General features: G+C 63.6%; 22 protein-coding genes and 1 pseudogene. 17 read left to right on the top strand and 6 right to left on the bottom strand.

All coding sequences use genetic code 11. The features are described from left to right. Window positions 1-137: 137 nt before the first annotated feature. Together LMA02_RS04145 and LMA02_RS04140 are read left to right on the top strand one after the other, a co-directional pair. Window positions 138-647, top strand: a complete 510-nt coding sequence (locus tag LMA02_RS04145; RefSeq protein WP_228907035.1) for a hypothetical protein — start codon at window positions 138-140, stop codon at window positions 645-647. 2,487 nt (window positions 648-3,134) lie between these two features. Then, window positions 3,135-3,941, top strand: coding sequence for a hypothetical protein (locus LMA02_RS04140; RefSeq protein ID WP_228907034.1), 807 nt, complete (start codon window positions 3,135-3,137; stop codon window positions 3,939-3,941). 85 nt (window positions 3,942-4,026) lie between these two features. Here the strand turns inward: LMA02_RS04140 and LMA02_RS04135 are convergent, their stop codons facing one another. The 6 genes and pseudogenes from LMA02_RS04135 to LMA02_RS04105 all read right to left on the bottom strand — a co-directional run. Further along, the gene (locus tag LMA02_RS04135; protein WP_228907033.1) at window positions 4,027-4,587 is read right to left on the bottom strand and encodes a hypothetical protein; all 561 of its coding nucleotides are present in this window, start codon (window positions 4,585-4,587) and stop codon (window positions 4,027-4,029) included. A 1,129-nt stretch (window positions 4,588-5,716) separates the two neighbouring features. After that, window positions 5,717-7,123 carry a hypothetical protein gene (locus LMA02_RS04125; protein ID WP_228907656.1) on the bottom strand — a complete coding sequence of 469 codons (1,407 nt, stop codon included), beginning with the start codon at window positions 7,121-7,123 and terminating at the stop codon, window positions 5,717-5,719. After that, window positions 7,120-8,283 carry a UvrD-helicase domain-containing protein gene (locus LMA02_RS04120; protein WP_228907032.1) on the bottom strand — a complete coding sequence of 388 codons (1,164 nt, stop codon included), beginning with the start codon at window positions 8,281-8,283 and terminating at the stop codon, window positions 7,120-7,122. Before LMA02_RS04120 ends, LMA02_RS04125 begins: the two co-directional genes overlap by 4 nt. 18 nt (window positions 8,284-8,301) lie before the next feature. Then, a complete protein-coding gene (locus LMA02_RS04115; protein ID WP_228907031.1) occupies window positions 8,302-9,720 on the bottom strand; it encodes a serine/threonine-protein kinase in 1,419 nt (472 codons plus the stop codon). 82 nt (window positions 9,721-9,802) lie between these two features. After that, window positions 9,803-10,060 (bottom strand): YkgJ family cysteine cluster protein, encoded by a 258-nt coding sequence (locus tag LMA02_RS04110; RefSeq protein ID WP_228907605.1) that lies wholly within the window; start codon window positions 10,058-10,060, stop codon window positions 9,803-9,805. Between the two features lie 28 nt (window positions 10,061-10,088). Continuing rightward, window positions 10,089-10,202: pseudogene (locus tag LMA02_RS04105) on the bottom strand (YkgJ family cysteine cluster protein); the annotation flags it as partial. Between the two features lie 170 nt (window positions 10,203-10,372). On the opposite strand from LMA02_RS04105, the gene hemN reads away from it, so the two are divergent. From hemN to LMA02_RS04030, 15 genes are all read left to right on the top strand, one after another. Then, window positions 10,373-11,764 (top strand): oxygen-independent coproporphyrinogen III oxidase, encoded by a 1,392-nt coding sequence (gene hemN / locus LMA02_RS04100; protein WP_228907030.1) that lies wholly within the window; start codon window positions 10,373-10,375, stop codon window positions 11,762-11,764. 72 nt (window positions 11,765-11,836) lie between these two features. After that, on the top strand, window positions 11,837-12,094 hold the full coding sequence (locus LMA02_RS04095) for a hypothetical protein (RefSeq protein WP_006752100.1): 258 nt from the start codon (window positions 11,837-11,839) through the stop codon (window positions 12,092-12,094). 104 nt (window positions 12,095-12,198) lie between these two features. After that, complete coding sequence (locus tag LMA02_RS04090) at window positions 12,199-12,855, top strand: protein-L-isoaspartate O-methyltransferase family protein (RefSeq protein ID WP_228907029.1); 657 nt, start codon at window positions 12,199-12,201, stop codon at window positions 12,853-12,855. 11 nt (window positions 12,856-12,866) lie between these two features. Next, on the top strand, window positions 12,867-13,190 hold the full coding sequence (locus tag LMA02_RS04085; protein ID WP_006752102.1) for a rhodanese-like domain-containing protein: 324 nt from the start codon (window positions 12,867-12,869) through the stop codon (window positions 13,188-13,190). 377 nt (window positions 13,191-13,567) lie between these two features. Continuing rightward, the gene (urtA, locus tag LMA02_RS04080; protein ID WP_228907028.1) at window positions 13,568-14,875 is read left to right on the top strand and encodes an urea ABC transporter substrate-binding protein; all 1,308 of its coding nucleotides are present in this window, start codon (window positions 13,568-13,570) and stop codon (window positions 14,873-14,875) included. Between the two features lie 141 nt (window positions 14,876-15,016). Next, entirely contained in the window at window positions 15,017-16,636 is a 1,620-nt protein-coding gene (gene urtB / locus LMA02_RS04075; protein ID WP_228907027.1) for an urea ABC transporter permease subunit UrtB, read from the top strand. Window position 16,637: 1 nt separating this feature from the next. After that, complete coding sequence (urtC, locus tag LMA02_RS04070) at window positions 16,638-17,825, top strand: urea ABC transporter permease subunit UrtC (protein WP_228907026.1); 1,188 nt, start codon at window positions 16,638-16,640, stop codon at window positions 17,823-17,825. After that, the gene (gene urtD, locus LMA02_RS04065; RefSeq protein ID WP_228907025.1) at window positions 17,822-18,679 is read left to right on the top strand and encodes an urea ABC transporter ATP-binding protein UrtD; all 858 of its coding nucleotides are present in this window, start codon (window positions 17,822-17,824) and stop codon (window positions 18,677-18,679) included. Before urtC ends, urtD begins: the two co-directional genes overlap by 4 nt. 4 nt (window positions 18,680-18,683) lie before the next feature. Next, entirely contained in the window at window positions 18,684-19,376 is a 693-nt protein-coding gene (urtE, locus tag LMA02_RS04060; RefSeq protein WP_228907024.1) for an urea ABC transporter ATP-binding subunit UrtE, read from the top strand. Between the two features lie 190 nt (window positions 19,377-19,566). Continuing rightward, window positions 19,567-20,442: an urease accessory protein UreD gene (locus tag LMA02_RS04055; protein ID WP_228907023.1), complete on the top strand. Its 876-nt coding sequence runs from the start codon at window positions 19,567-19,569 to the stop codon at window positions 20,440-20,442. Window positions 20,443-20,681: 239 nt separating this feature from the next. Continuing rightward, window positions 20,682-20,984: an urease subunit gamma gene (gene ureA / locus LMA02_RS04050; RefSeq protein ID WP_006406310.1), complete on the top strand. Its 303-nt coding sequence runs from the start codon at window positions 20,682-20,684 to the stop codon at window positions 20,982-20,984. Between the two features lie 14 nt (window positions 20,985-20,998). Beyond that, window positions 20,999-21,304, top strand: coding sequence for an urease subunit beta (locus LMA02_RS04045; RefSeq protein ID WP_228907022.1), 306 nt, complete (start codon window positions 20,999-21,001; stop codon window positions 21,302-21,304). Between the two features lie 29 nt (window positions 21,305-21,333). Next, window positions 21,334-23,040 (top strand): urease subunit alpha, encoded by a 1,707-nt coding sequence (gene ureC / locus LMA02_RS04040; RefSeq protein WP_006752110.1) that lies wholly within the window; start codon window positions 21,334-21,336, stop codon window positions 23,038-23,040. Between the two features lie 17 nt (window positions 23,041-23,057). Then, the gene (ureE, locus tag LMA02_RS04035) at window positions 23,058-23,672 is read left to right on the top strand and encodes an urease accessory protein UreE (protein WP_228907021.1); all 615 of its coding nucleotides are present in this window, start codon (window positions 23,058-23,060) and stop codon (window positions 23,670-23,672) included. Then, a complete protein-coding gene (locus tag LMA02_RS04030) occupies window positions 23,659-24,348 on the top strand; it encodes an urease accessory protein UreF (protein WP_228907020.1) in 690 nt (229 codons plus the stop codon). Before ureE ends, LMA02_RS04030 begins: the two co-directional genes overlap by 14 nt. Window positions 24,349-24,355: the final 7 nt, after the last annotated feature.

Genomic DNA, 24,355 nt, shown 5'->3' with positions numbered 1-24,355 from the left:
GCCATCCCGCGATTTGTGCGCAGTCGCCTGACTGAAACTTCAAGACGACTGTCTTGAAAAACGAGGCGATTGGGATTCGCACGCCCGTCCAGGCAGTGGGCGGGCCCCGTACGACACATTGCGAATGGAGCATGACCATGGTGACACTGAGACTGGTGGGCGGGACTGACGTGACCGGTATTGCGCGTAGACGACCGCGTGCCAAGCAGCCGTCGAAAACTTCCACGAAGCCAAATCTGACGCCTATTCCTGTCGGCGCAATCCTCGCAGCTCAAATCGAGGCCCACGAGACCGAAATGGTCCGCTCGCCCCGACGCAGAGACCCTATGAAAGTGATGAAGGCGGAGGCGCAAACCGTCCTCCGGAGCCTTACTTTGCCGGGGGAGAAACGAACGCTTGGTGAGGTGGTGGACGCGATGTCGCAGCACGTTCGACAGAAAAAGCTCGCCGGTGAGAGCGAGTGGAGTCCCTCATTTACCAAGTTTCACCGGAAACTGAAGACTTACGGAATCTTCGTGTCCTCGCCAATGCTCTGGCGAACTCCGAACGAGCAACTGGAATGCGAGGTGCTCAATGAAAATCTGTTCTTGCAGCATTATCCACAGTGCACGCCATACGAGCCTGTGCTGCAGAATCTCTCGTTCTGACCGCCCGGTTGCCATCACACCGTCGGATATGAGTGGCATCAGTCCCAGGTTCGCGCCGCAACGGCGTTCAAACCAACTTCCGTTGTAACCGCAATTGCGGTCGGACCGTCGCTCCGCACTGCCGTGAACAGAAAGACCGGGCATCGAGCATGACGCCCGGTCTTGGGTTCTGAAGTACCTTGCGCGATAATGCCTCGTCTCGCTGTCCGACCGGCCAAGGTCAGAGTTCGTGCTTCCCGCTGCCAGGCGGGAAGCACGGCACTTCACTGCAACGGGCCGCCAGGCCCAACCACACAACTTCGCAAACGCTCCAACCTTTCGGAGCACGGTGCCAGCCGTGCCGCCACGTTATGTGGCTCCCCATGGACTTCGGTCGTATCGCCCAATGAGTCAAACCCTACTCAGTCAGTCTCCCCCTCTCTGCCATCAGCCCGTGCGGTGCCACCCGACACGGTACGCAGAGAGGTTCCCACGTTAGCTACCAGCTACTGCGCAACGTAGCGCCACTGTCTCCGCATTCCCCTAGCCTTCCGGCTCCCCGCAGGTTTCCCCAGCCCGATGTTCCATAGCGGCTCAGGTACTCAGGTCATGCTTCATCGACTACGAACCACGGCTTCATGCCTATGGCTCTACGTTGCTCCGCACAGCGCCTGTCGGGAGGCGCCGTTACACGCTTGAGCTATCCAGAGGCCCCCGGTTTCCCGAGGTGCCGACTGCGCCAGGTTTCCCCTTGCAGCCCTCGTGCATCACTGCACGCTCATCAGCCTACGTGTGCGGTACAGGTTACGCCCTTGCGGTACGTCCCCCGAGCCGGTCTTGCACCGGCTTTCGCCCGGTAACAGGTCATCAGGCCATTTCCTGCCTGGCGCCGTTTCCGTGTCGCCCAACCTCTGCCGGCGCCTAGCCGGCGGGATTGGGTCGAAGGAGGGAGTTGCACCCTCCAGCGCCCATCGCAGCCGCACCAGCCCTACTAGAGGCATGCGGCTACAGCGTTTGCTCGATTCCAGGTTGGCGACCTGGAATCTGTCGGGGTGGCGCCCCGACATGCCCTTTCGGGCGTGTGTGTTTGCAGTCTGGCGGCCTGCCCGCTGGACCCTGTCGTGTTCGAAGGTCCACCGGGCAAGCCGCCGTGCTTGCGAGCCAGCCCAGCTTTCGCCGCGGCAATGGCCTTGCCAAAACATCTGTTCCTTCTCGCGTATAGCGCCTTGGGCCGTGCTTCGCACGGAACATCATTACGTCTCAACCGGCGCAGCCGAATCACACTGCATCGGCGCGGCTCCCGGCTATACCCAGGTATTCCTCTCTCATGAATAACCGCATGCCCGCCAACACCCCGATTGCCAGAACCAAGACCGCCGCGCTCGCCCGCGTCCTTGATTGTGTCCCGAAGGGATACCACCGTTACACGTCTGGCATCGTCGCGGCCGGCAAGGCCGATGCCTTGGCCCGGAAGTTCCACTCGCTCTTCGGCATCGGATGTCGTCCGAGTACATATGCCGGCAGGTTTCGTGAAACAGCACACCCTCACTGTGCGCCCAGTGCCAGGTGGCATCAGATATGAAAAGCCCTTGCTCGGGTGGAGGTTCGGCATTTGCGGCGGCCCTGAGGACGCGGGCGGCCTCGAGCGCGTCGGGGTAAGGCAACAGCACGCGGGAAGCGAGCCTGATGTTGCCAGCGGTCGTTCGGAATAAATCCACCCACCACGAGTTGGGTAGTGCGAGGGTGTCGAAATCGAACACGTCGGCGTGGCCGCGGAAAACCGCGACCGCCGCAGTCGGCCTGAACCAGGGGGCCGCGACCGGGTGTTGTTCCGCGCGGAAGGGCAGCGCTACCGGCAGGAGCGTGTCCGTCGGTAGCCACCCGAGGAAGCGCAGTTCTGCGCATGGCTGGGCGGTGTCGGGCTCTGGAAATGGCAGTGTGAGTTGCGGCATCGGTCGCCGGCAAGAATCACTGTCGGGGGAAGCGAGCAGCAACACAGGTGCGCCGAGGATGGTCGCCGGGTAGCCCGACAGCAGGTCACGCATCAAAAGTGCTACCTTCGCGCGGAGCGCCGGCCGCATTTCTAGCAATAGCGCTTCGGGCTCGCCCGTCTTAGCCGTACTCAGCCAGTTTCGCAGCAGTTCGATGCTGCGAGGGATATCGGCAGCTGCAAAAGCGGCGCTCAGTGCAGGCTCAATTGTCGTTTTCATGTCGCTGAGTTTGTCCAGTGATTGATGTGCAGTACGGCAATCTCATGTGCGGGCTGTCACGTTCGCCCTGCATGTCAGGAGCGGTGGCTGACTCAAAATTTCCGCATGTAACCGGCTCATTTTCATGAGTAGGACTACTATATGTCTACGATGGTGCATGTTGTCAAATCACCGCTTGACAAAACACCTATTTCGAATGAACACGTGTTGCGAAAAACAAGAATTCCATAAAAAATGAGGCCGAAATTAGCGTGACGTTGATACGCTCTGCGCGTGCCAACTGCGAAAAGGCAAGACAATGCACCAGGGGAACGCTCCCGCCGGGGGGCGCAAACGCATCGACCCGCTAAAGACGATTGTCGACCACGACCTCCTGCGCATCGCGTCCGACATCTACCGCCTGAAGCAAAACGAGGCGTACTGGAAGGACGTGCCAGTGCCGACTCGGCCGCTCGGCAAGGTGCGCGGTGAGACCGCATTCCAGGTTGGCGTGTTCGCGTTGCCGGTGCTGGCCTACCTCGTAGCAAGTCTGCGCTTCGGTTTTGCCCATGCCTTGTGGGGCCTGCCACTCTGCTACGCCATCTTCACGGTCCTCGAGAAGACGCTCCTGAAGGCCATTATTAAGAAGCGCCATGCGGAGGAGGACCGCGACCGCGGCCGCTACGCCTTCACGAAAATCCTTGGCGAGCGCCTCGGCCTGGAGCCCGAGGAGGTGACCCTTGATGTGGTCAGGAAGATGGCGGCGGACTTCGGCATCCTGGTGCTCTTCGGCCGAAACCTGACTGAGGAAGCCAAGGCCGACCTGATGACGCGTGCGTACAAAATTAAGGACCTGACGAAGCGTCTGGACTTCGTCTGCGGGCAGCTCGTCGAGACACAACATCTCCAGCCTGCGCCCAAGAAGTCGGCTCCTTCGGCTACCAACGTCGCACCTCAAGCCTCGCGTCGACCCTCGACAGCCGTCGCGGCGGCTCCCTACAAGGACGAAGATGATTCGCCCTTCCCGTCCGTTAACACGATGACGGGCCTGCCGATGATTCAGGGCACCCCGTTCGACGTCGGCGGCAATGTGTTCGGCCAGGGCACAGTGGGTGGCTTCGACTAAGGCAAGGTTTCCATTTTTCAGCGGGGTGGTAACGAGGTCTCGCTACGCGGTGGCGAAAAAAGCCCGCACGAAGCGGGCTTGAGTTTTACTCCGTTGCGAATCGCCAGGCCTCAGCGTGCAACAGTTCGTAGTAGCGTTCCTCGTCACCCTCGTCAGCCAGCCGGAAGGTCAACGCCTGCTCACCCTTGCACAGTTTGACAATCAGCTGCTGCGGGTCGAGCCTGCCGGTCCAGCCAAATCTCTTGAATTGTCCTAGTGCTCCGCTGGCTCGCCACACCATCAGGAAATGGCGCTCGCATTCTTCGGTCAACGTCTCGTTTGGCGGAATCAAGAGCTTTCCATCCGGGTCTTGCTGGATTTCAATCGGAGAACGCTCCTGACCCGTCCAGGGATTGAATATCCAGACGTGCCGATACTGCTCACGCCATACGGCTGCGGTGTCGGGCACGGGCCCCCGTATGCCCATCATCGGGCAGTAGAGCATTTTGGTTGTCTGCACCTCGCATCCTTTTTCCTCAAGCAGGAACGTCTCCTGCTCGAAGGTATAGGCTGGCTGCTCGTTCATCAGCAACGCGAGCATGTCATCGAGCACGCTGCACTGCTTATGCTCTGCCGAACGCCCCAGTCTGCAGTCTTTGTCGTGCACGACGACTCAGAATACTCGTATGACGCCCGTATTTCGCAACCTCAGACCGGCGCAGGGTACCCGAACCTACCTCCCCGCCTTCGAAGCCATTAGAAACGCTCCTGAGGCCCGCATAAGTACCAATGACGCTGCAGCTCTCCCCAACGCGCCCACCGTCGCTCCTGCTCAGCAGCCTTCGCTGCGCGCCACGGCTCGAATTACTCGTACGACGCCCGTATCTCGCAAACTCGAACCGATGCGGGATATCGGAGCCTAGCCCGCCGCCTTCGAGGCCCGTGAAGACACATCTGGAGCCCGCATGACCACCGAGGAGACCAGCACTCGCCAATGCGCCCACCGAACGCCCCTCCTGGTCAGCAGGCCTTTCGCGCGCGAGGCGCGCGTAAACATATGCTTACGCGAGGATATTTTTATATGCTTATGTAAGCATATGTTTTTTGGGTTTATTACTATGCTTAAGCATTGTTTTTATGAATAACTTTGCTTAAGCGTAGAGCCCAGCCTCCCTGGAGCGAAAACATTCGCTCGGGATGCCCCTTCATCAATTCGCTTTAATCTGGGTGTATCCCAGAAGGCCGTTATTCGGCAGACATCGCGTCTTGAGCCCGACAGACACTTTCTCTCGCGCACCTCTGTCTTCGCCAGCGCGCTGCCTGTTTCAGAGAGTACCCCCTAGTAGGCAATTCTGATTCGCGCGCTAGCGGTGGTTTGCCCTCGCCCGCGCGAAACGGTCGGACACTGCTCGACAGGCTGGGCGGCTGCGCGCGGCGGTAGGTGTCACCTACAAGCCTAGCAAGTCAATCTGTTAACTCGCGTTGCGCAGCGGGTGAGCCCCGCATGTGTTCGACGGATGTGTATAGCCGTGCCGACGGGGGATGACAGAGAGGAATTGCGGGGATAGTTATACAAATTGGTAATTTTATATAAAAACATTACTTCTTTTAGTTATTAAGGCGAGCCACTAAACGGCTGCGAGCCCCGGCGACAGCGAAGGGTTCACTGTGTGGCAAGCCGCCCGCTCGAAGCGACGCGACGTGCCGGAATTCCGAAAGACAAACTCGGTGTCGAGATAGGACTCGACACCGAGACGCCAAGCGCTCGCGTGAGCCGGTACGCAACCGGCATCCTTTTAGCTGGATGTTTTGCCTTTCTTGCTCTTTGTCGAACGTTCTCGCGCGATGTCGTCGCTCTCAAACAACGCGCTCTGCTGACCGGGCACATGGCCTCCTTCGAGCAAATGGCGAGCCCGGTTAGCGAGTAACACAAACTGCGACAGCGCCGCTTGCAGGTCTTTCTCGCGAACACTATCGCTGGGTAGTCTGGCGTCCGACTCTTGCGAAGAACCGCTCGCCAAGCGAAATTGACATGCCGCACCAGGGATGGCCTCGATTGAGATAACCCGTGGCAAGAGCTTCGGGAGCAAGTTGAAGGCATCTGCCCCGTCGAAGGTGGCGGCCATCCACGAATACTCAATCCAACATAGGTCGAATCCAGCAGACTCCGACCAGTCGAAACGCGGCCGCACTTGTCGCTCTACACCCTTTACAGCCTTGGACCACCCTGCGTCCCACGTCGATGGACCTGCAAGCCCGGCAATCAGCCCGTACCATGCCAGCGCGGCAGGGAATCGCTTGCTGACGCGACGCAGCAGGAACTCATGCGACGTGCTCCGACCTACCAAAAATGCGGCTGCCGCGAGCAGGACACAAGATAGGCTGTTGCTGTCACCGTCTGTGTGCGCAGGGTTCAAATCCGTCAAAAGACGTTGAAAAGCGAGAACCCGCTCCTCGATAGAATCGCTTGAGAGACCTGGAATGTCCCGCAGTTTCAACGACGTGGGATATAAGGCCCCGCGCTTGGGGTCGCGCATAAACTTCCATGCAGCGTCGAGAACCAGTTCAGCGGTCTCGCCTGCGGAGACGGGCGCTCCAAATTGCCCACTCGCCATCGCCCAGATAGGCATCAAATCGCTGACCACAACTGAGCGCCGCACGAAACGTCGGTCTGCTTCGACCTGCTGCAGCCGGTCAGCGCAAATCTTTGTCGCGTCGCCCGTCCCATGCAGGCAGGCCGCCCGCGCGATTGCCATTGAGAAACACGCCCCAGCGCGCGATAGAGGAACAGACGCCAATTCGACATCGGTTTCGCCCTGAGCCAGGACTTCACCCAAAATGACAGACGACCAAATATCCTCGCGCGAGTCGCGAATATCTCCGTGCGCACTGCCGAAAATCGCCCAATCTTTACTGGATACTACGCGCGCGTACTGGCTCAAAGGCGCCGTCTCGGGTGCATAAGTTCTGAGCCACGAAAGCGTTTCGACGGCCGATTCATCCCCCAGCACCAAGAGAACAGGCGGATTGTAGTTGGCTCTCATCCTCGAATCGGAATACCCGACCGCTACACGCGAATCTCTTAGGTCATATGGCTCAATCGAGATTTGTGCTGGACCACTTAAAAGATGGCGCCCACCAAATAGCACCTCGGGAATAATATCCCGCGGAAATATTTGCCAACGAATGGTGTTTTCATTCATGCTGCATCACCTGGCAGTAAATCTTCAAGGTCAAAGTGCGTTGGCTCAGAAAATGCGCTTTCGAGGGGTTTGTTCGTCTCACCTGTACGATAAGCGTTCAGTGCAGTTTTTGCTCGCGTTATCGCCGTGAACCCTAAACGTCGACGATTCAGCGGAAAATCAGCAAGCTCTTCAGTGGCATACATATGCACCGCCCTGAATTCAGTTCCCTTTGCACCATGAATAGTTAAAACATGAATCGGACGTCCACCCATAAATGTCGAATCAGCGTTCACTCCGTGAACGACCACTTTATCGGCAAGGTCAGTAGCATCGAATCTTTCACGTAATTCGACTCGAGTATCCTTTTTCCCGCAAATAATTCCGATTGTGTCACCAGCAAAGGCATCCAGCTGGACACGAATTATTTCTAGCATCTTCTCGAACTGTTCATCTCTGCTCTTCAGGAGATGCATCTTCGCGCTAGATTCTCCTTGCTCCTTGGCGTTGTAGTTCGATGTCGCCTCTAGGCTATTCGCATCCGCCGCGGGCGGCAATAATCGGTCAGCGACCCGTGCAATACGCTGACCAATACGAAAATGGCGCTTTAAAGTGTGCTGCTGTATACCTAATTTTTCAGCGACGGCCAATCCGTCTCGATTATAAATTCCTTGTCGACCATCGCCACAAATACATACATTATCACTTAAACCCAGCAGAGCCTCCAGTTCCTCGGAGGTTAAATCCTGCGCCTCATCTACGAATATTGCGCTAAAGAGCTTAGGTGCAGGAAGCTTGAGATTAGCCTCCTTCACTAAGGTCAGCACCTCAGCGCGGGCATTATCATCAAAATCAATATTCTTTTTTAATGCTGGTTTACCTAGATATTGAAAAATATGGTCCAAAGCCCACGAATGATAGGTTTTAACCTGGTCGGGCGAAATTAGGCCAGCAGCGCCGATACCCGTGCGAATGAAATCTGCCAGTGCACGAGTATAGGTAATGATAAGGACATTCTTTTCACCGGTACCCGCAAGAAACTCTGCACGAAGTAACAAAAGATTTGTCTTTCCCGAGCCCGGCGGCCCAACCAATGAGTGCTTGCCATATGGAGGAAGCTTGATGAACGCCTTCTGGTCATCGTCAAGCTCCTTAACTGACCTAAACCAACCCTTGTTCATTTTCTTGTTCCTTGCGGGTTAAGCGACCAAGTCGGTGTCGTGAAGTGTGCTCACATCCGCCGTGCCTTCCAGCCGGTCAAGAGCAAAGCCAGCTGCTTGCGCCACAGCACCAGCAGCCGACGCAGCACCGTCTGCTTCATTTTCCCCGATGGTAACTACGGCAACCAGACGCGCGCTAGTTTGGACTTCACCGACGGGCTGCCCTGCTCGTACCAACTTTGCACGGAGCGACACGTTGACTGTTCTTTCATAAAGCTGCTGCTGCCAGTCGAAATGTAGCTGGCACTCGACTGTCCATTCGGCGCTTACGGCTAACACTAGCTGAGCAACCTGCACATCTCCAGGAGCCGACGGACGGAGCGTGAGGGGCATATCGGTTCCGCACACCTGCAAGAGTTCAGTCCGCACCATTTCACACAAGCGCCGAAAGAACTCGCCTCTATCGAACTTAAGTCGCGACGCGTTAGCTGCGCTCATCTGCCCACCAACATTCAACTTGCCTTTCGCGAGCCTGGCTCGCAATGTCGCGAGGTGGTCCTTCGTATCATCCAAGTTAAAATCGTCCCAGCCGACCAACTGGAGCCGCGACTCCAAATCCTTCTGAAGGCAGCGCGTCGCAAGTGATTTGAGGCTCGCCAATCGGGCGGGATTGCCGTCAATGAAGACGGGAATCTTCGTGAGCACCGCTCGCGCAACAAGCCATCTGTTTTCCAAGCCCATCTCGTACTGAAATAGCGGCTGCTTTGCGATGAGGTCGTGCAACACTGCACCAAGCTGGTAGAAGTTCAAACCCTTCCACAGCTTAGGCGACGGCTCGTCCAGCCGGAACAGGTATTCCGGTGAACTGTACTGCGCCGTGGCGAGAAACGGCCGGGTACTTCCATGGTCTGTTACAGCACCATCCGGCGCATCACTTTGCTCAATCTCCCGCACGACACCTAAGTCGAGCAGCTTGAGCGTCGAGAAATCCGCTGAAACGTGAATGTTTTCCGGCTTGATATCCCGGTGCACTATGCCGAGCGCCTCCAAAAACTTCACCGCGTCGACAAGCTGAATGAACAAGGGAACGATTGCCTCGTCAGGTACCGTGCTGAGCGCCTCCGTGAGCGGCGGCCAGTCTAGGTATTCCATTTCGACGAAGGCCGTACCCTCTGCTTCAACGACGTCGAACGTCTGGACTAGCGACGGGCAGGAATGCCCTATCAATTTGCGTTGCACCTCCAAACGCTTTCGCTCAGCGGCTCCAGCGTGTCCGTCAAAGAATTTCGGGTTGAAGCCTTTGAAAACACGCGGGCCCGCAGCGGACGGGACCAAGAATACTGCGGCCGAACCGCCCGACGTCAGATATTTCGCTTCTCCATATCCCGCTTTACTCGCTAGGTGCCGGTGAAGCCGTTCGGTTACGTCGGCAACGATTTTTTTATCGAGCGCAGGCATTATGGTTCCCCCGTGAAGCCATCGTCGGTTTGCTTTCTTGGTATGAACCGAAGAAAGGTACCGCGCACCATTATAGCCACGCTCAATCGGGAGAAGTCTGTCGTTCCAGTTTGTCGAGCCAGCGGATAGCCTGTTCCCGACTCTCTCCGCACATCTCCTTACACGGTCGCAAAGACTGGCAAACCACGGGTCTCTCCCGACGACCAAAAATCATGCATCGCTCTTCTGCGTCGAGCTGGATGCAGCGCACTCCTGCCGGCTTTCCACGAACCATGCCTGGAATGGGACTAGATATAGAGGGAGCGGTGCAGCACGCACCGCAGGCAGGGCGGCAGTTCATGGTGTAATTAGTTTCCACATGGCTTGCCGTCGGGCATCCCCGGAATCGGCGAGGAAATCGACGGCGCGATGCAGCACGCGCCGCACCCCTCGCGGCACGCATGCGGCGGCGGGGCATCGGCGGGCGCCGGACGGACAGGCATTTCGACGGACACTCGACTCTCTCAAGAACAACAAAAAACGGTGCGGCAACCGGACGCGGCGTGCGGGAGCCCACCGCGCATTGTGCCACCGCCGGCTGCGACGTTATTACACAATGCAGCCGAAACGCGCGTTTATATACTCGAAACCATCTGAAAAGCGCGAGGCCAGCATGAGTTCCGGTTCTGCCGACACGATGTTCCGTCCCGATTTGCTCGCGAAGTACGGCGTGAACGGGCCGCGCTATACGTCCTACCCTACCGCGCTGCAGTTCCGCGACGATTTCGAGCCGGCCGACTACCTGCGTGCCGCGCGCGATCCCGGCGCGTCGTCGAGCGATCTGTCGCTGTACTTCCATATCCCGTTCTGCAACACGGCCTGCTTCTATTGCGGCTGCAACAAGATCGCGACCAACAACCGTCGCCGCGCGCGCCCGTATCTCGAGCAACTGAAACGCGAGCTGGCGCTGCAGGCCGCGCTGTTCGATCCCGCGCGCCCGGTCACGCAGCTGCACTGGGGCGGCGGCACGCCGACCTTCCTGTCCGACGCCGAAACGGCCGAACTGATGGCGGCCACCCGCGATTATTTCGTGCTCGCGCCGGACGCCGACGCCGAGTTCTCGATCGAGATCGACCCGCGCACGGTCACGCCCGCGACGCTCGTCCACCTGCGCAACATCGGCTTCAACCGGCTGAGCCTCGGCGTGCAGGATTTCGATCCGGCCGTGCAGCAGGCGATCAACCGGATCCAGCCGCTCGCGATGACGGCCGACCTGTTGTCCGCCGCGCGCGCGACGGGCTTCCATTCGGTCAGCGTCGACCTGATCTACGGGCTGCCGCACCAGACGGTCGCCGTGTTCGCGCGCACGCTCGAGACGATCATCGAACTCGCGCCGGACCGCCTGTCCGTATTCGGCTACGCGCACATGCCGCACCTGTTCAAGATGCAGCGGCAGATCGACGACGCGACGCTGCCGCCGCCCGAAACGCGCATCGCGCTGCTCGGCCTCGCGATCGACATGCTGACGTCGGCCGGCTACGTGTACATCGGGATGGATCACTTCGCGCGGCCGTCCGACGAACTCGTGCGCGCGCAGCGCAACGGCACGCTGCAGCGCAATTTCCAGGGCTACAGCACGCGCGCGGATACGGACCTGGTCGGTTTCGGCGTGTCGTCGATCGGCAAGGTCGGCGACGTCTACGCGCAGAACGCGAAGGATCTGCCGGCCTATGGCGCCGCGCTCGACGCGGGCCGGCTGCCGATCGCGCGCGGCGTGCGGCTCACGGCCGACGACCGGCTGCGTCGCGACGTGATCACGCAACTGATGTGCAACCTCGAATTGCCGTTCTCGCATATCGAGGCGGCGCACGGGATCCGCTTCGCCGACCACTTCGCGCGCGAGCTCGACGCGCTGCGCGGGTTCGAGCAGGACGGGCTGCTGACGGTCGCCGGCGACCGCCTGACGATTCACCCGGCCGGCCGGATGGTCGTGCGCAACATCACGATGGCGTTCGACGCCTACCTCGGCCAGACGCCGCGCCAGCGCTACTCGCGCACCGTCTGACGCCGCACGGCCGCAGGCGGGCGGCCGGTTTGATAAAGTAACGGGCTCAACGCCCCTGCAAGAACCCGCACGATGCGCACCACCAAAGCGACCCACGCGGTCGAACGCCTGAAGACCCGGTCCGGCAACCCGCAGTTCGCGGCCGTCGCGATGGCGGGCGGCCTGTTCTATCTGGTCGACCGCTCGGGCGGCACCGCCGAAAAGCGCAGCGAGCCGCTGCCGCTCGACGAGTTCGTCAAGTTCGTCGACCAATTCGGCCCCCAAAAGCCGCGCAAGGCGAGCAAGCTTGACCTCGCGTTCGAAGCGCAGATCAAGAAGAGCAAGGGGTAAAGGTCTGTTGCAGGCCGTCTGAAGGCTTCGCCGCCGCCCCGTTTGGTACAATCACGAAGTTTCTCTATCCCCGCTGATGGCCGACCTGGCTGCGTGACCACACCATGAATATCGAAAACGCGCGTTTCAACATGATCGAACAACAGATCCGGCCGTGGGACGTGCTGGATCTGGACGTCCTGGGCCTGCTGTCGATCGTCAAGCGTGAAAACTACGTGTCGCCCGAACATCGCGATCTCGCGTTCGTCGACCTCGAGCTGCCGCTGCCCGGCGGCCGCAGCAAGATGCTGTTCCCGCGCGTCGAAGCGCGCGTGCTGCAGGAACTGGCGGTCAAGAAGCACGAGAATGTGCTCGTGATCGGCGCGGGCTCCGGCTACCTGGCCGCGCTGTTCGCGCATCGCACGCTGCACGTGACGGCCGTCGAGATCGATCCGGCCATCGCGAAGTTCGCGGCCGACAACCTGCGCAACGACGGCGTGACGAACGCGGAAGTCGCGCTCGGCGACGGTTCGCTCGGCTGGCCCGACAAGGCGCCGTACGACGTGATCTGCGTCGCGGGCGGCCTGCCGGTCGTGCCGCAGCAGATGCTCGAACAGCTGAAGATCGGCGGCCGCCTGTCGGCGTTCGTCGGCGGCCGTCCGGTGATGAAGGCGCAGATCATCACGCGCATCGACGACAAGCAGTACCGTGTCGCCGACGTGTTCGAGACCTACGTCGACCACCTCGTCAACGCGATCGAACCGTCGCGTTTCAAGTTCTGAGCGGCGGCCCCATGCAGATCCTGACTGCCGCGATGCTCGCGGAATGGCTTCGCGATCCGGCGCGTCCCGCGCCGGTCGTGCTCGACGTGCGCGAACCGTGGGAAATCTCGACCGCGCAGATCGCCGGCAGCGTGTCGATCCCGATGCAGCAGATCCCCGCGCGCAGCGAAGAGCTCGACGACGAAGCCGAAATCGTCTGCGTGTGCCATCACGGAATGCGCAGCGCGCAGGTCGCGATGTTCCTCGAATCGCGCGGCTTCACGAAGCTGTACAACCTGCAGGGCGGCATCGACGCGTGGTCGCGTGACGTCGATCCGTCCGTGCCGCGTTACTGAGTTACCGACGAGTTACCAACCTACCCGGCGGCGCATCGCGCGCCGCCACGCCGACCGGCCCATCGCCGCCGGTCGCACCGGTCCCCGCCAAACGGGCGCGCTTTGCGCGCCCGTTTGCGTTTCTGCTTTCGTGTTTCACCCTCTGCCCATTGACTTCGGTGCTTCAGCGAGCGCGCCGTGCACCATTTGCGCCCGCGCGACTGCACCGCAACGGATCGCGCATGCTGCACGACGCGTCATGTGCACCGCCTGCGCCCCTTGAGCCACCCCGGTCAGGCACGCCCAGCGTGCATCCGCGCGACTGGCACATGCCTTGCGTTACTCGGATGCCGGCGCCACCACGGCGCACGCAATTCCAACACGTCAAGGGGAACCCGATGAAACGTCGCAGTCTGCTGAAGTTCGGTTCGATGGCCGGTGCACTCGCGCTGGCGGGCAAGAGTCCGTTCGCGCAAGCGGCCGATGCGGGCACGGGCCCGATCAAGGTCGGCATCCTGCATTCGCTGTCGGGCACGATGGCGATCTCCGAAACGTCGCTGAAGGACACGGCGCTGATGACGATCGCCGACATCAACAAGAGCGGCGGCGTGATGGGCCGCAAGCTCGAGCCGGTGGTCGTCGATCCCGCATCGAACTGGCCGCTGTTCGCGGAGAAGGCGCGCCAGTTGCTCACGCAGGACAAGGTCGCGTGCGTGTTCGGCTGCTGGACGTCGGTGTCGCGCAAGTCGGTGCTGCCGGTGTTCGAGGAACTGAACGGCCTGCTCTACTACCCGGTGCAGTACGAAGGCGAGGAAATGTCGCGCAACGTGTTCTACACGGGCGCCGCGCCGAACCAGCAGGCGATACCGGCCGTCGAGTACCTGATGGGCGCGGAAGGCGGCGGCGCGAAGCGCTTCTTCCTGCTCGGCACCGACTACGTGTATCCGCGCACGACCAACAAGATCCTGCGTGCGTTCCTGAAATCGAAGGGCGTGAAGGACGCCGACATTCAGGAGGTCTACACGCCGTTCGGCCACAGCGATTACCAGACGATCGTCGCGAACATCAAGACCTTCGCACAGGGCGGCAAGACGACCGTGATCTCGACGATCAACGGCGATTCGAACGTGCCGTTCTACAAGGAGCTCGGCAACCAGGGGATCAAGGCGACCGACGTGCCGGTGGTCGCGTTCTCGGTCGGCGAGGAAGAACTGCGCGGGATCGACACGAAGCCGCTCGTCGGCCATCTCGCCGCATGGAACTACTTCATGTCGGTGAAGAACCCGACGAACACGAAGTTCAAGGACCAGTTCGCCGCGTGGGTGAAGGCGAACAACCTGCCGGGCGGCGCGAAGCGCGTGACCAACGACCCGATGGAGGCAACCTATGTGGGCATCCACATGTGGAAGCAGGCCGTCGAGAAGGCGAAGAGCACCGACGTCGACAAGGTGCGCGTCGCGATGATCGGCCAGAGCGTCGCCGCGCCGTCGGGCTTCACGCTCTCGATGGACGGCAACCACCACCTGCACAAGCCGGTGATGATCGGCGAGATTCGCGGCGACGGGCAATTCAACGTCGTGTGGAAGACGAAGACGGCGGTCCGCGCGCAGCCGTGGAGCCCGTTCATCGCGGGCAACCAGGGCAAGCCGGACATCGTCAGCTCGATCCCGGCATTCCTGCGGCGGCAGCGCGCGGTGCTCGCCTGATGCGATGCGGAGCGTCGCACACCGGCGTGGCGCTCCGCTCGCAGGCTGCTGCCACCATGCCGCCGCGCGTGCGGTGACGACCCGCACGCGCCCGCGCACCGCCGCACGCATTCGCTTTTCCACGCCCGACAGGATCTCCCGATGCCTACCCGCTTTCGCCGCGCCGCCGTCGCGGTCGTCGCCTGTGCCGCGCTGGCCTGCGCGCTGCCGCGCGCCGCGTTCGCCCTGACGGCCGCCGATACCGCCGCGCTCGCCGGCGACGACTTCGACGCGAAAACAACCGCGATCGAACGGATCGCCGCCGATGCCGATCCGCGCGCCGTCGCGTTGCTCAATGCGCTGTCGACCGGCGACGCGCTCGCGACCGGCGACGGCCGCCTGCTGATCCAGACCGGCGACACCGCGCACGATGCGCTGACGCAGGCCGCGACGCCGGCCGGCGACGCGCAGCCCGTGATGCTGAACAACCTGCTGCGCACGAAGATCGCCGGCGCGCTGTCGGGTCTCGCGCTCGCATCGCCCGATGTCGCCGCGCGTCGCGACGCGATCGACGCGCTGCTGAAGTCCCCCGACTCGGCACTCAAGCCGATGATCGAGCGTGCACGCGCGAAGGAAACCGACCCGGCATTGAAGCGCCGCCTTGACGCACTGTGGGCCATCGCCGCGCTGCACGATGCCGATCCGGTGAAGCGTCTCGAAGCCGTGCAGGTGGTGGCCGCGCGCAGCGATCTCGACATGATCGAGCAGTTGCGCCCGCTCGTCGCGAAGAACACCGACGGCAGCTACACCGAACCCGACGCGCGCGTACGCGCAGCCGCGCAGCAAGGACTCGAGGCGTTGCACGCGCTGCAGCGCCGCGGCGAGATCGTGGGCACCGTGTTCGCGGGCCTGTCGCTCGGCAGCGTGCTGCTGCTCGCGGCGCTCGGCCTCGCGATCACGTACGGGCTGATCGGCGTGATCAACATGGCGCACGGCGAATTCCTGATGATCGGTGCGTACGCAACCTATGTCGTGCAGACGCTGATCCAGCGCCATGCGCCGGCCGCGTTCGACTGGTATCCGCTCGTCGCGGTACCCGTGTCGTTCGCGGCGGCCGCGCTGGTCGGCATCGTGCTTGAACGGCTCGTGCTGCGGCACCTGTACGGCCGCCCGCTCGAGACGCTGCTCGCGACGTTCGGCGTGAGCCTGATCCTGATCCAGGCGACGCGCATGCTGTTCGGCGCGCAGAACGTGCAGGTCGTGAACCCGTCGTGGATGAGCGGCGGCGTGACCGTGATGCAGAACCTGATCCTGCCGTACAACCGGCTCGCGATCCTCGCGTTCGCGCTCGCAGTCGTGTTCGTCGCTTGGGGCGTGCTGACGAAGACGCGGCTCGGCCTGTTCGTGCGCGCGGTCACGCAGAACCGCCGGATGGCCGCGTGCGTCGGCGTGAAGACCGCGCGCGTCGATGCATATGCGTTCGCGTTCGGCGCGGGCATCGCGGGCCTCGGCGGCTGCGCGCTGTCGCAGATCGGCAACGTAGGCCCCGATCTCGGGCAGAACTACATCATCGATTCGTTCATGGCGGTGGTGCTCGGCGGCGTCGGCCAGATCGCCGGCACCGTGCTCGGCGGCTTCGGGCTCGGTCTCGTCAGCAAGGCGATCGAGCCGTTCTGGGGCGCCGTGCTCGCGAAGATCGCGGTGCTCGTGATGATCGTGCTGTTCATCCAGAAACGTCCGCAGGGCATGTTCGCCCCGAAGGGCCGCAGCGCGGAGGCGTGACATGACTTCAATCACCGATTCGTTGTCGAACCCGGTCGCCGACGCGCCGAAACCCGCTGCCGCCGTGCCCGCGAAGGAAAGCTTCGCGCTCGGCCTGCCGCCGCGCCCCGCGCTGCTGTCGCGCCGCGCCTGGCTCGCGCTCGTCGCGCTGTGCATCGCGATCGGCGTGGGCGTGCCGCTGGCCGCGCTGGTCGCGCCCGAGTCGAGCGCGTTCCATCTGTCCGCATATGCGATGACGCTTGGCGGCAAGCTGATGTGCTATGCGATCGCCGCGCTCGCGCTCGATCTCGTGTGGGGCTACTGCGGCATCCTCAGTCTCGGCCACGGGCTGTTCTTCGCGCTCGGCGGCTATGCGATCGGCATGTACCTGATGCGCGAGATCGGCCACGAGGGCAAGTACGGCAGCGACCTGCCCGACTTCATGGTGTTCCTCGACTGGCATCAACTGCCCTGGTACTGGAGCGGCACGCAGCATCTCGCGTGGGCGCTTGCGCTGGTCGTGCTCGTGCCGGCCGTGATCGCGTGGGTGTTCGGCTTCTTCACGTTCCGCTCGCGCGTGAAGGGCGTGTACCTGTCGATCATCACGCAGGCGCTGACGTTCGCCGCGATGCTGCTGTTCTTTCGCAACGAGACGGGCTTCGGCGGCAACAACGGCTTCACCGATTTCAAGCGCATCGCCGGGTTTGCAATCACGTCGCCCGGCACGCGCACGGTGCTGTTGCTGCTGACCTTCGCGACGCTCGTGCTCGCGTTCATCGCCGCGCGCGCGATCGTCACGAGCAAGCTCGGGCGCGTGGTCACCGCGGTGCGCGACGGCGAGACGCGGCTCATGTTCCTCGGCTACAGCCCGCTCGCGTACAAGCTGTTCGTATGGACGCTGTCGGCCGTGCTGTGCGGGATCGCGGGCGCGCTGTACGTGCCGCAAGTCGGCATCATCAATCCCGGCGAGATGTCGCCCGGCAACTCGATCGAAATGGCGATCTGGGTCGCGGTGGGCGGGCGCGGCACGCTGATCGGGCCGATCGTCGGCGCGTTCGCGGTGAACGGCGCGAAGAGTTTCTTTACCGCGTACTTCGCCGAATACTGGCTGTTCTTTCTCGGCCTGATCTTCGTGCTGGTGCCGCTCTTGCTGCCGCGCGGGATCATGGGCCTCGTCGAAACGCTGCTTGCGAAGGGGAAACGCGGATGAACGGCACGGCTCTCTACCAGTTCACGCCACCGCCCGACGACGAATTGCTGACCGTCAGCGGCACCGCATCGATGGGCCGCGTGGTGCCGCCCGGCATCGACACGTCGCACGGCACGATCCTCTACCTCGAGGACATCGAGGTGAGCTTCGACGGCTTTCGCGCGCTGAACAAGCTGTCGCTCGCGATCGACGCCGGTGAGCTGCGCTGCGTGATCGGTCCGAACGGCGCGGGCAAGACCACGATGATGGACGTGATCACCGGCAAGACGCGCGCGGATTCGGGCAAGGTATTTCTCGGCCAGACGATCGATCTCGCCCGGATGAACGAACCGGAAATCGCGCGTGCGGGAATCGGCCGCAAGTTCCAGAAGCCGACCGTGTTCGAACAGCATCCGGTGTGGGAAAACCTCGAACTCGCGATGCAGACCGACAAGGGCTGGCTCGCGTCGCTGCGCGCGCGGCTCGACCGCACCGCGCAGGCGAAGATCGAGGAAACGCTCGCGCTGATCGGCCTTGAAAGCGATGCGTATCGCGCGGCCGGCGAGCTGTCGCACGGGCAGAAGCAGCGGCTCGAGATCGGCATGCTGCTGATGCAGCGCCCTGCCCTCTTGCTGCTCGACGAACCGGCGGCCGGGATGACCGACCACGAGACGATGGAACTCGCCGCGCTGCTGAACACGCTGCGCGGCACCTGCTCGATGATGGTCGTCGAGCACGACATGGACTTCGTCGCGGCGCTCGCGGGCGACACGGGCCGCGTGACGGTGATGGCCAATGGCGCGGTGCTCGCGCACGGCACGCTCGACCAGGTCAAGCGCGACGACGCGGTGATCGAGTCCTACCTCGGAAGATGATGCGATGCTGAAGATCGACGCACTGAACCAGTACTACGGCGGCAGCCATATCCTGCGCAACGTGAACCTCGCCGCCGAAGACGGCAAGCTCACCGTGCTGCTCGGTCGCAACGGTGTCGGCAAGAGCACGCTGCTGCGCTGCCTGATGGGCGTCGTCGCCGCGAAGAGCGGCAGCGTGTCGTGGCGCGGCACGCCGCTCGGCACGTTGCCGCCGTATGCACGTGTCGCGGCCGGCCTTGCCTACGTGCCGCAGGGCCGCGACATCTTTCCGCGGCTGACCGTCGAGGAAAACCTGCTCGTCGGCGCGGCAAGCCGCAAGGCGCGGTCGTCGGTGCCCGACCGCATCTACGACCTGTTCCCGGTGCTGAAGGACATGCGCGCACGGCGCGGCGGCGACCTGTCGGGCGGCCAGCAGCAACAGCTCGCGATCGGCCGCGCGCTGATGAGCGAGCCGCAGCTGCTGATCCTCGACGAGCCGACCGAGGGCATCCAGCCGTCGATCATCCAGGACATCGGGCGCACGCTGCGCCAGCTCGTCGACGAATCGAAGATGACCGTGCTGCTCGTCGAGCAGTACTACGACTTCGCGCGCTCGATCGCGGACCACTACTGGGTGATGAGCCGCGGCGAGGTCGTCGCGGGCGGCGATGCGCGGGACATGGAGGCGAACGGCGTGCGCGAGCTGATCGCGGTGTAGCAGGCGGGCGCCGAAGGGGCGTCGCTTCCGGTTATCGCTCCGACGCCTCGCCGAGCAGCGCATGTCGGGCGCATGTCGGCGAAACGGCACAGCCTGCGAGCGGCGTTGCGTCATCCTGCAACGCGAGCGCCGAAGCGTATATTGTTGCGGTAGCATCCCCGTTCACCGCGCCCGCCCCTGCTTTGCACCGATGTCCGCCCCTGATTCCCACGCCTCGCTGTCCCGCCCCTCCGTCGCCAAATCGTGGCGCGGTCGCCTCGAGCTCGGCTTCGAACGGCACGGCGCGCGCACGACGCTCGTCCACCGGCTGCACGACGGCCCGCTGCGCGTGCAGCGGCCGCTGTATCCGGAAGGCGACGCGATCTGCCACGCGGTCATCGTTCACCCGCCCGGCGGCGTCGCGGGCGGCGACCGGCTCGACATCGACATCGCGCTCGGCGACGGCACGCACGCGGTGCTGACGACGCCCGGCGCGACCAAGTGGTACAAGTCGAACGGTCTCGACGCGACGCAACGCATCGGCATCACGGTCGGCGCGCACGCGAAGCTCGACTGGCTGCCGCAGAACAACCTGTTCTTCGACGCGGCCCACGCCGCGCTCGACTTCACGGTGACGCTCGGCGCAGGCGCGAGCGCGATCGGCTGGGACGCGACGCAACTCGGCAGGCAGGCGGCCGGCGAAACGTGGTCGGCCGGCCGCATCGCGTCGAGCTCGGCACTCGTCGATGCCGACGGACGGCCGCTCTGGACCGAGCGCGCGCTGCTCGACGCGCACGATCCGCTGCGCGGCGCGTTGCAGGGTCTCGCCGGCTTTCCGGTGTACGGCACGCTATGGGCCGCCGGCGCCGCGTGCGACGCGGCACTTGCCGAAGCGCTCGCCGCGCGGATGCCGTTCGACGACACGCTGCGCGCGGGCGCGACCTGCGTGACGCCCGGCGTCGTGCTGGTGCGCGCGCTGTCGACCTCGATGGAAGCGCTTCAGCGTCACTTCGCCGACTGCTGGCTTTACCTGCGACCGATCGTGCACGGCGTCGACGCGCGGCCGCTGCGCCTCTGGCAAACCTGAGCGCGCGCCGCCCGGCACGCACCGTTTCGGCGCAGCGCCGTCGCCCGCGCTGCCCGCCTTTCATGCATCGCGCACCACGAACGCGCATCGCCGCACGTTCCATCGGCATGGCACGCACCTTGCTGCTTACATAACGGATACAGGACGCACGGAAAACGACGCGGTGCTACGATGGCCCGCGCCTGTGCCGAAACCCCGCGCCCCGATAAAAAATTACGTTTTCCTGAACGATTGCCTTCATGAAACTGACTCCCCGAGAAAAGGACAAGCTGCTGATCTTCACGGCGGCGCTGCTGGCCGAGCGCCGTCGCGCGCGCGGGCTGAAGCTCAACTATCCGGAGGCGGTCGCATTCATCACCGCCGCGCTGATGGAAGCCGCGCGCGACGGCAAGACCGTCGCCGAGGTGATGCACTACGGCACGACGCTGCTCACGCGTGACGACGTGATGGATGGCGTGCCGGAGATGATCCCCGACATCCAGGTCGAGGCGACCTTTCCGGACGGCACCAAGCTCGTCACCGTCCACCACCCGATTCCGTGATCGAGGCCACCCGCATGATCCCCGGCGAAATCCTCACCGACGACGGCGAGCACGAACTGAACGTAGGCCGCCCGACGCTGACGGTCGTCGTCGCGAACACCGGCGACCGCCCGGTGCAGGTCGGCTCGCACTACCACTTCTTCGAAGTCAACGACGCGCTGTCGTTCGACCGTTCGGCCGCGCGCGGCTTCCGGCTCAACATCGCGGCCGGCACGGCCGTGCGCTTCGAGCCGGGCCAGACGCGTACCGTCGAGCTCGTCGAGCTGGCCGGCGACCGCGCCGTCTACGGTTTTCAGGGCAAGGTGATGGGGCCGCTGTAAGCCGCGCCCCACTCTTCAGGAACAGCACCATGACATTACGCTTGAGCCGCCGCGCGTACGCGGAAATGTTCGGGCCGACGACGGGCGACCGCGTGCGGCTCGCCGATACCGAACTCTTGATCGAGATCGAACGCGACTACACGATCTACGGCGAGGAAGTGAAATTCGGCGGCGGGAAGGTGATCCGCGACGGGATGGGCCAGTCGCAGCGCGTGGCCGCCGACGTGCCCGACACGATCATCACGAACGCGGTGATCCTCGATCACTGGGGCATCGTGAAGGCCGACATCGCGATCAAGCACGGCCGCATCGCCGCGATCGGCAAGGCCGGCAACCCGGACATCCAGCCTGGCGTGACGATCGCGATCGGCGCCGCGACCGAAGTGATCGCCGGCGAAGGGCTGATCGTCACCGCGGGCGGCATCGACACGCACATCCACTTCATCAGCCCGCAGCAGATCGACGAGGCGCTCGCGTCGGGCGTCACGACGATGCTCGGCGGCGGCACGGGGCCGGCCACCGGCACCAACGCGACGACCTGCACGCCGGGCCCGTGGCACATGGAGCGGATGCTGCAGGCGGCCGACGGCTGGCCGATCAACCTCGGCTTCCTCGGCAAGGGCAACGCGAGCCTGCCGCAGCCGCTCGTCGAGCAGATCGCGGCCGGCGCGATCGGCCTGAAGCTGCATGAAGACTGGGGCACGACACCCGCCGCGATCGACAACTGCCTGTCGGTCGCCGACGACACCGACACGCAGGTCGCGATCCACACCGACACGCTGAACGAAGGCGGCTTCGTCGAATCGACGGTCGCCGCGTTCAAGGGCCGCACGATCCACACGTACCACACCGAAGGCGCGGGCGGCGGCCATGCGCCCGACATCCTGAAGGTGTGCGGCGAGGCGAACGTGCTGCCGTCGTCGACCAACCCGACGCGCCCGTACACGATCAACACGCTCGACGAGCATCTCGACATGCTGATGGTGTGCCATCACCTCGATCCGTCGATCGCCGAGGATCTCGCGTTCGCCGAATCGCGGATCCGCCGCGAGACGATCGCGGCCGAGGACATCCTGCACGATCTCGGCGCACTGTCGATGCTGTCGTCCGATTCGCAGGCGATGGGCCGCGTCGGCGAGGTGATCATCCGCACCTGGCAGACCGCGCACAAGATGAAGGTGCAGCGCGGCGCGCTGCCGGAAGACGGCGCCCGCAACGACAACTTCCGCGCGAAACGCTACGTCGCGAAGTACACGATCAACCCGGCGATCACGCACGGGATCGCGCACGAAGTCGGGTCGATCGAACCCGGCAAGTGGGCCGACCTCGTCCTGTGGGAACCGGCGTTCTTCGGGATCAAGCCGTCGATGATCCTGAAGGGCGGGATGATCGCGGTCGCGCAGATGGGCGACCCGAACGCGTCGATCCCGACGCCGCAGCCGGTCCACTACCGCGAGATGTTCGCGACCCGCGGCGGCGCGCTCGCGCGCACGTCGCTGACCTTCGTGTCGCAGATGGCCGCCGATGCGGGCATCGCCGAACGCTACGGGCTCGCGAAGCGCATCGTGCCGGTGCGCAACTGCCGCAACGTGACGAAGGCCGACATGATCCACAACGCATGGCGCCCGTCGATCAGCGTCGACCCCGAAACCTACGACGTGATCGCCGACGGCCAGTTGCTCACCTGCGAGCCGGCGTCGGTGCTGCCGATGGCGCAGCGCTATTTCCTGTTCTGATTTCCGGTTTTCGTTCCATGCGCACCCTCGACAAACGCATTGCCCCGAACGTGAAGCTCGCCGCGTCGCTCGTCGCGCGCGCGCCGACGCTCACGCTCGCCTATGACGCCCGCTGCAAGAGCCGCCTCGCGGCCACGCTCGATACCGGCGAGGAGGTCGCGGTCCTGCTGCCGCGCGGCACCGTGCTGCGCGACGGCGACGTGCTCGTCGCCGACGACGGCGCGCTCGTGCGCATCGCCGCGGCGCCCGAGACCGTGCTGCTCGTGCGCGCGGGCGATCCGCTCACGCTGATGCGCGCCGCGTATCACCTCGGCAACCGTCACACGCCGGTCGAGATCGGCGACGGCTACCTGAAGCTCGAAGCCGATCCGGTGCTCGCGGACATGCTGCGCCGGCTCGGCACGCAGGTCGAACCCACGCGCGCACCGTTCCAGCCGGAATCCGGTGCGTACGGCGGTGGTCACAAGCACGGACATGACGCGACGTTCGCCGAGGATTACGCGCTCGCGCAGCAGGTATTCGGCGAGCACCACGGCCACTCGCACTCGCACTCGCACTCGCGCGATCACGATCACGATCACCAGCATGGTCCGGGCTGCACGCACGGCCATCACGGCCATGACCACCACTGAGCTCGTCGCGCTGCTGCATCTCGCGTCGCCCGCGCTGCCGATCGGCGCGTTCAGCTATTCGCAGGGATTCGAAGCCGCGCTCGACGCGAACCTGATCCGCGACGCCGACACCGCGCGCGACTGGATCGCAAGCGGGCTGACCGACGTGCTCGCGCACGGCGAACTGCCGTTCCTCGCGCACCAGCTCGCACGCTGGCGCGCTCACGACGCCGATGCGCTCGCGCGCGAGAACGCGTGGTTCATCGCGAGCCGTGAATCGGCGGAGCTGCGCCGTGAAACCGAGCAGATGGGCTGGTCGCTCGCGCAGCTCTGCACATCGCTCGAATGGGGCGATACCGCGCGCCGCGCGACGCTCTCGACGCTCTCGACGATTTCGCCGATCGCGCTGCCGACCGCGTTCGCCTACGCGGCCGCCGCGCACGACGCGAGCGCCGACGCCGTGCTCGCCGCGTACGCGTTCGGCTGGGTCGAGAACCAGACGTCGGCCGCGCTGAAAGCGGTGCCGCTCGGCCAGCTTGCCGGGCAACGCATCATCGTCGCGCTGCGCGGCGCGATCGACGCGGCCGTGCGCCGCGCGCTCGCCACGCCGCCCGACGCCGTCAACACGTTCGCGCCGCAGCTCGGCATCCTGTCCGCGCGGCACGAAACCCAGTATTCGCGGTTGTTCCGCTCCTGAACCCGAC

Source organism: Burkholderia sp. B21-005, from assembly GCF_020843965.1.
Lineage (GTDB): Bacteria > Pseudomonadota > Gammaproteobacteria > Burkholderiales > Burkholderiaceae > Burkholderia > Burkholderia ambifaria.
This window is presented reverse-complemented; position numbering and strand designations above follow the sequence as displayed.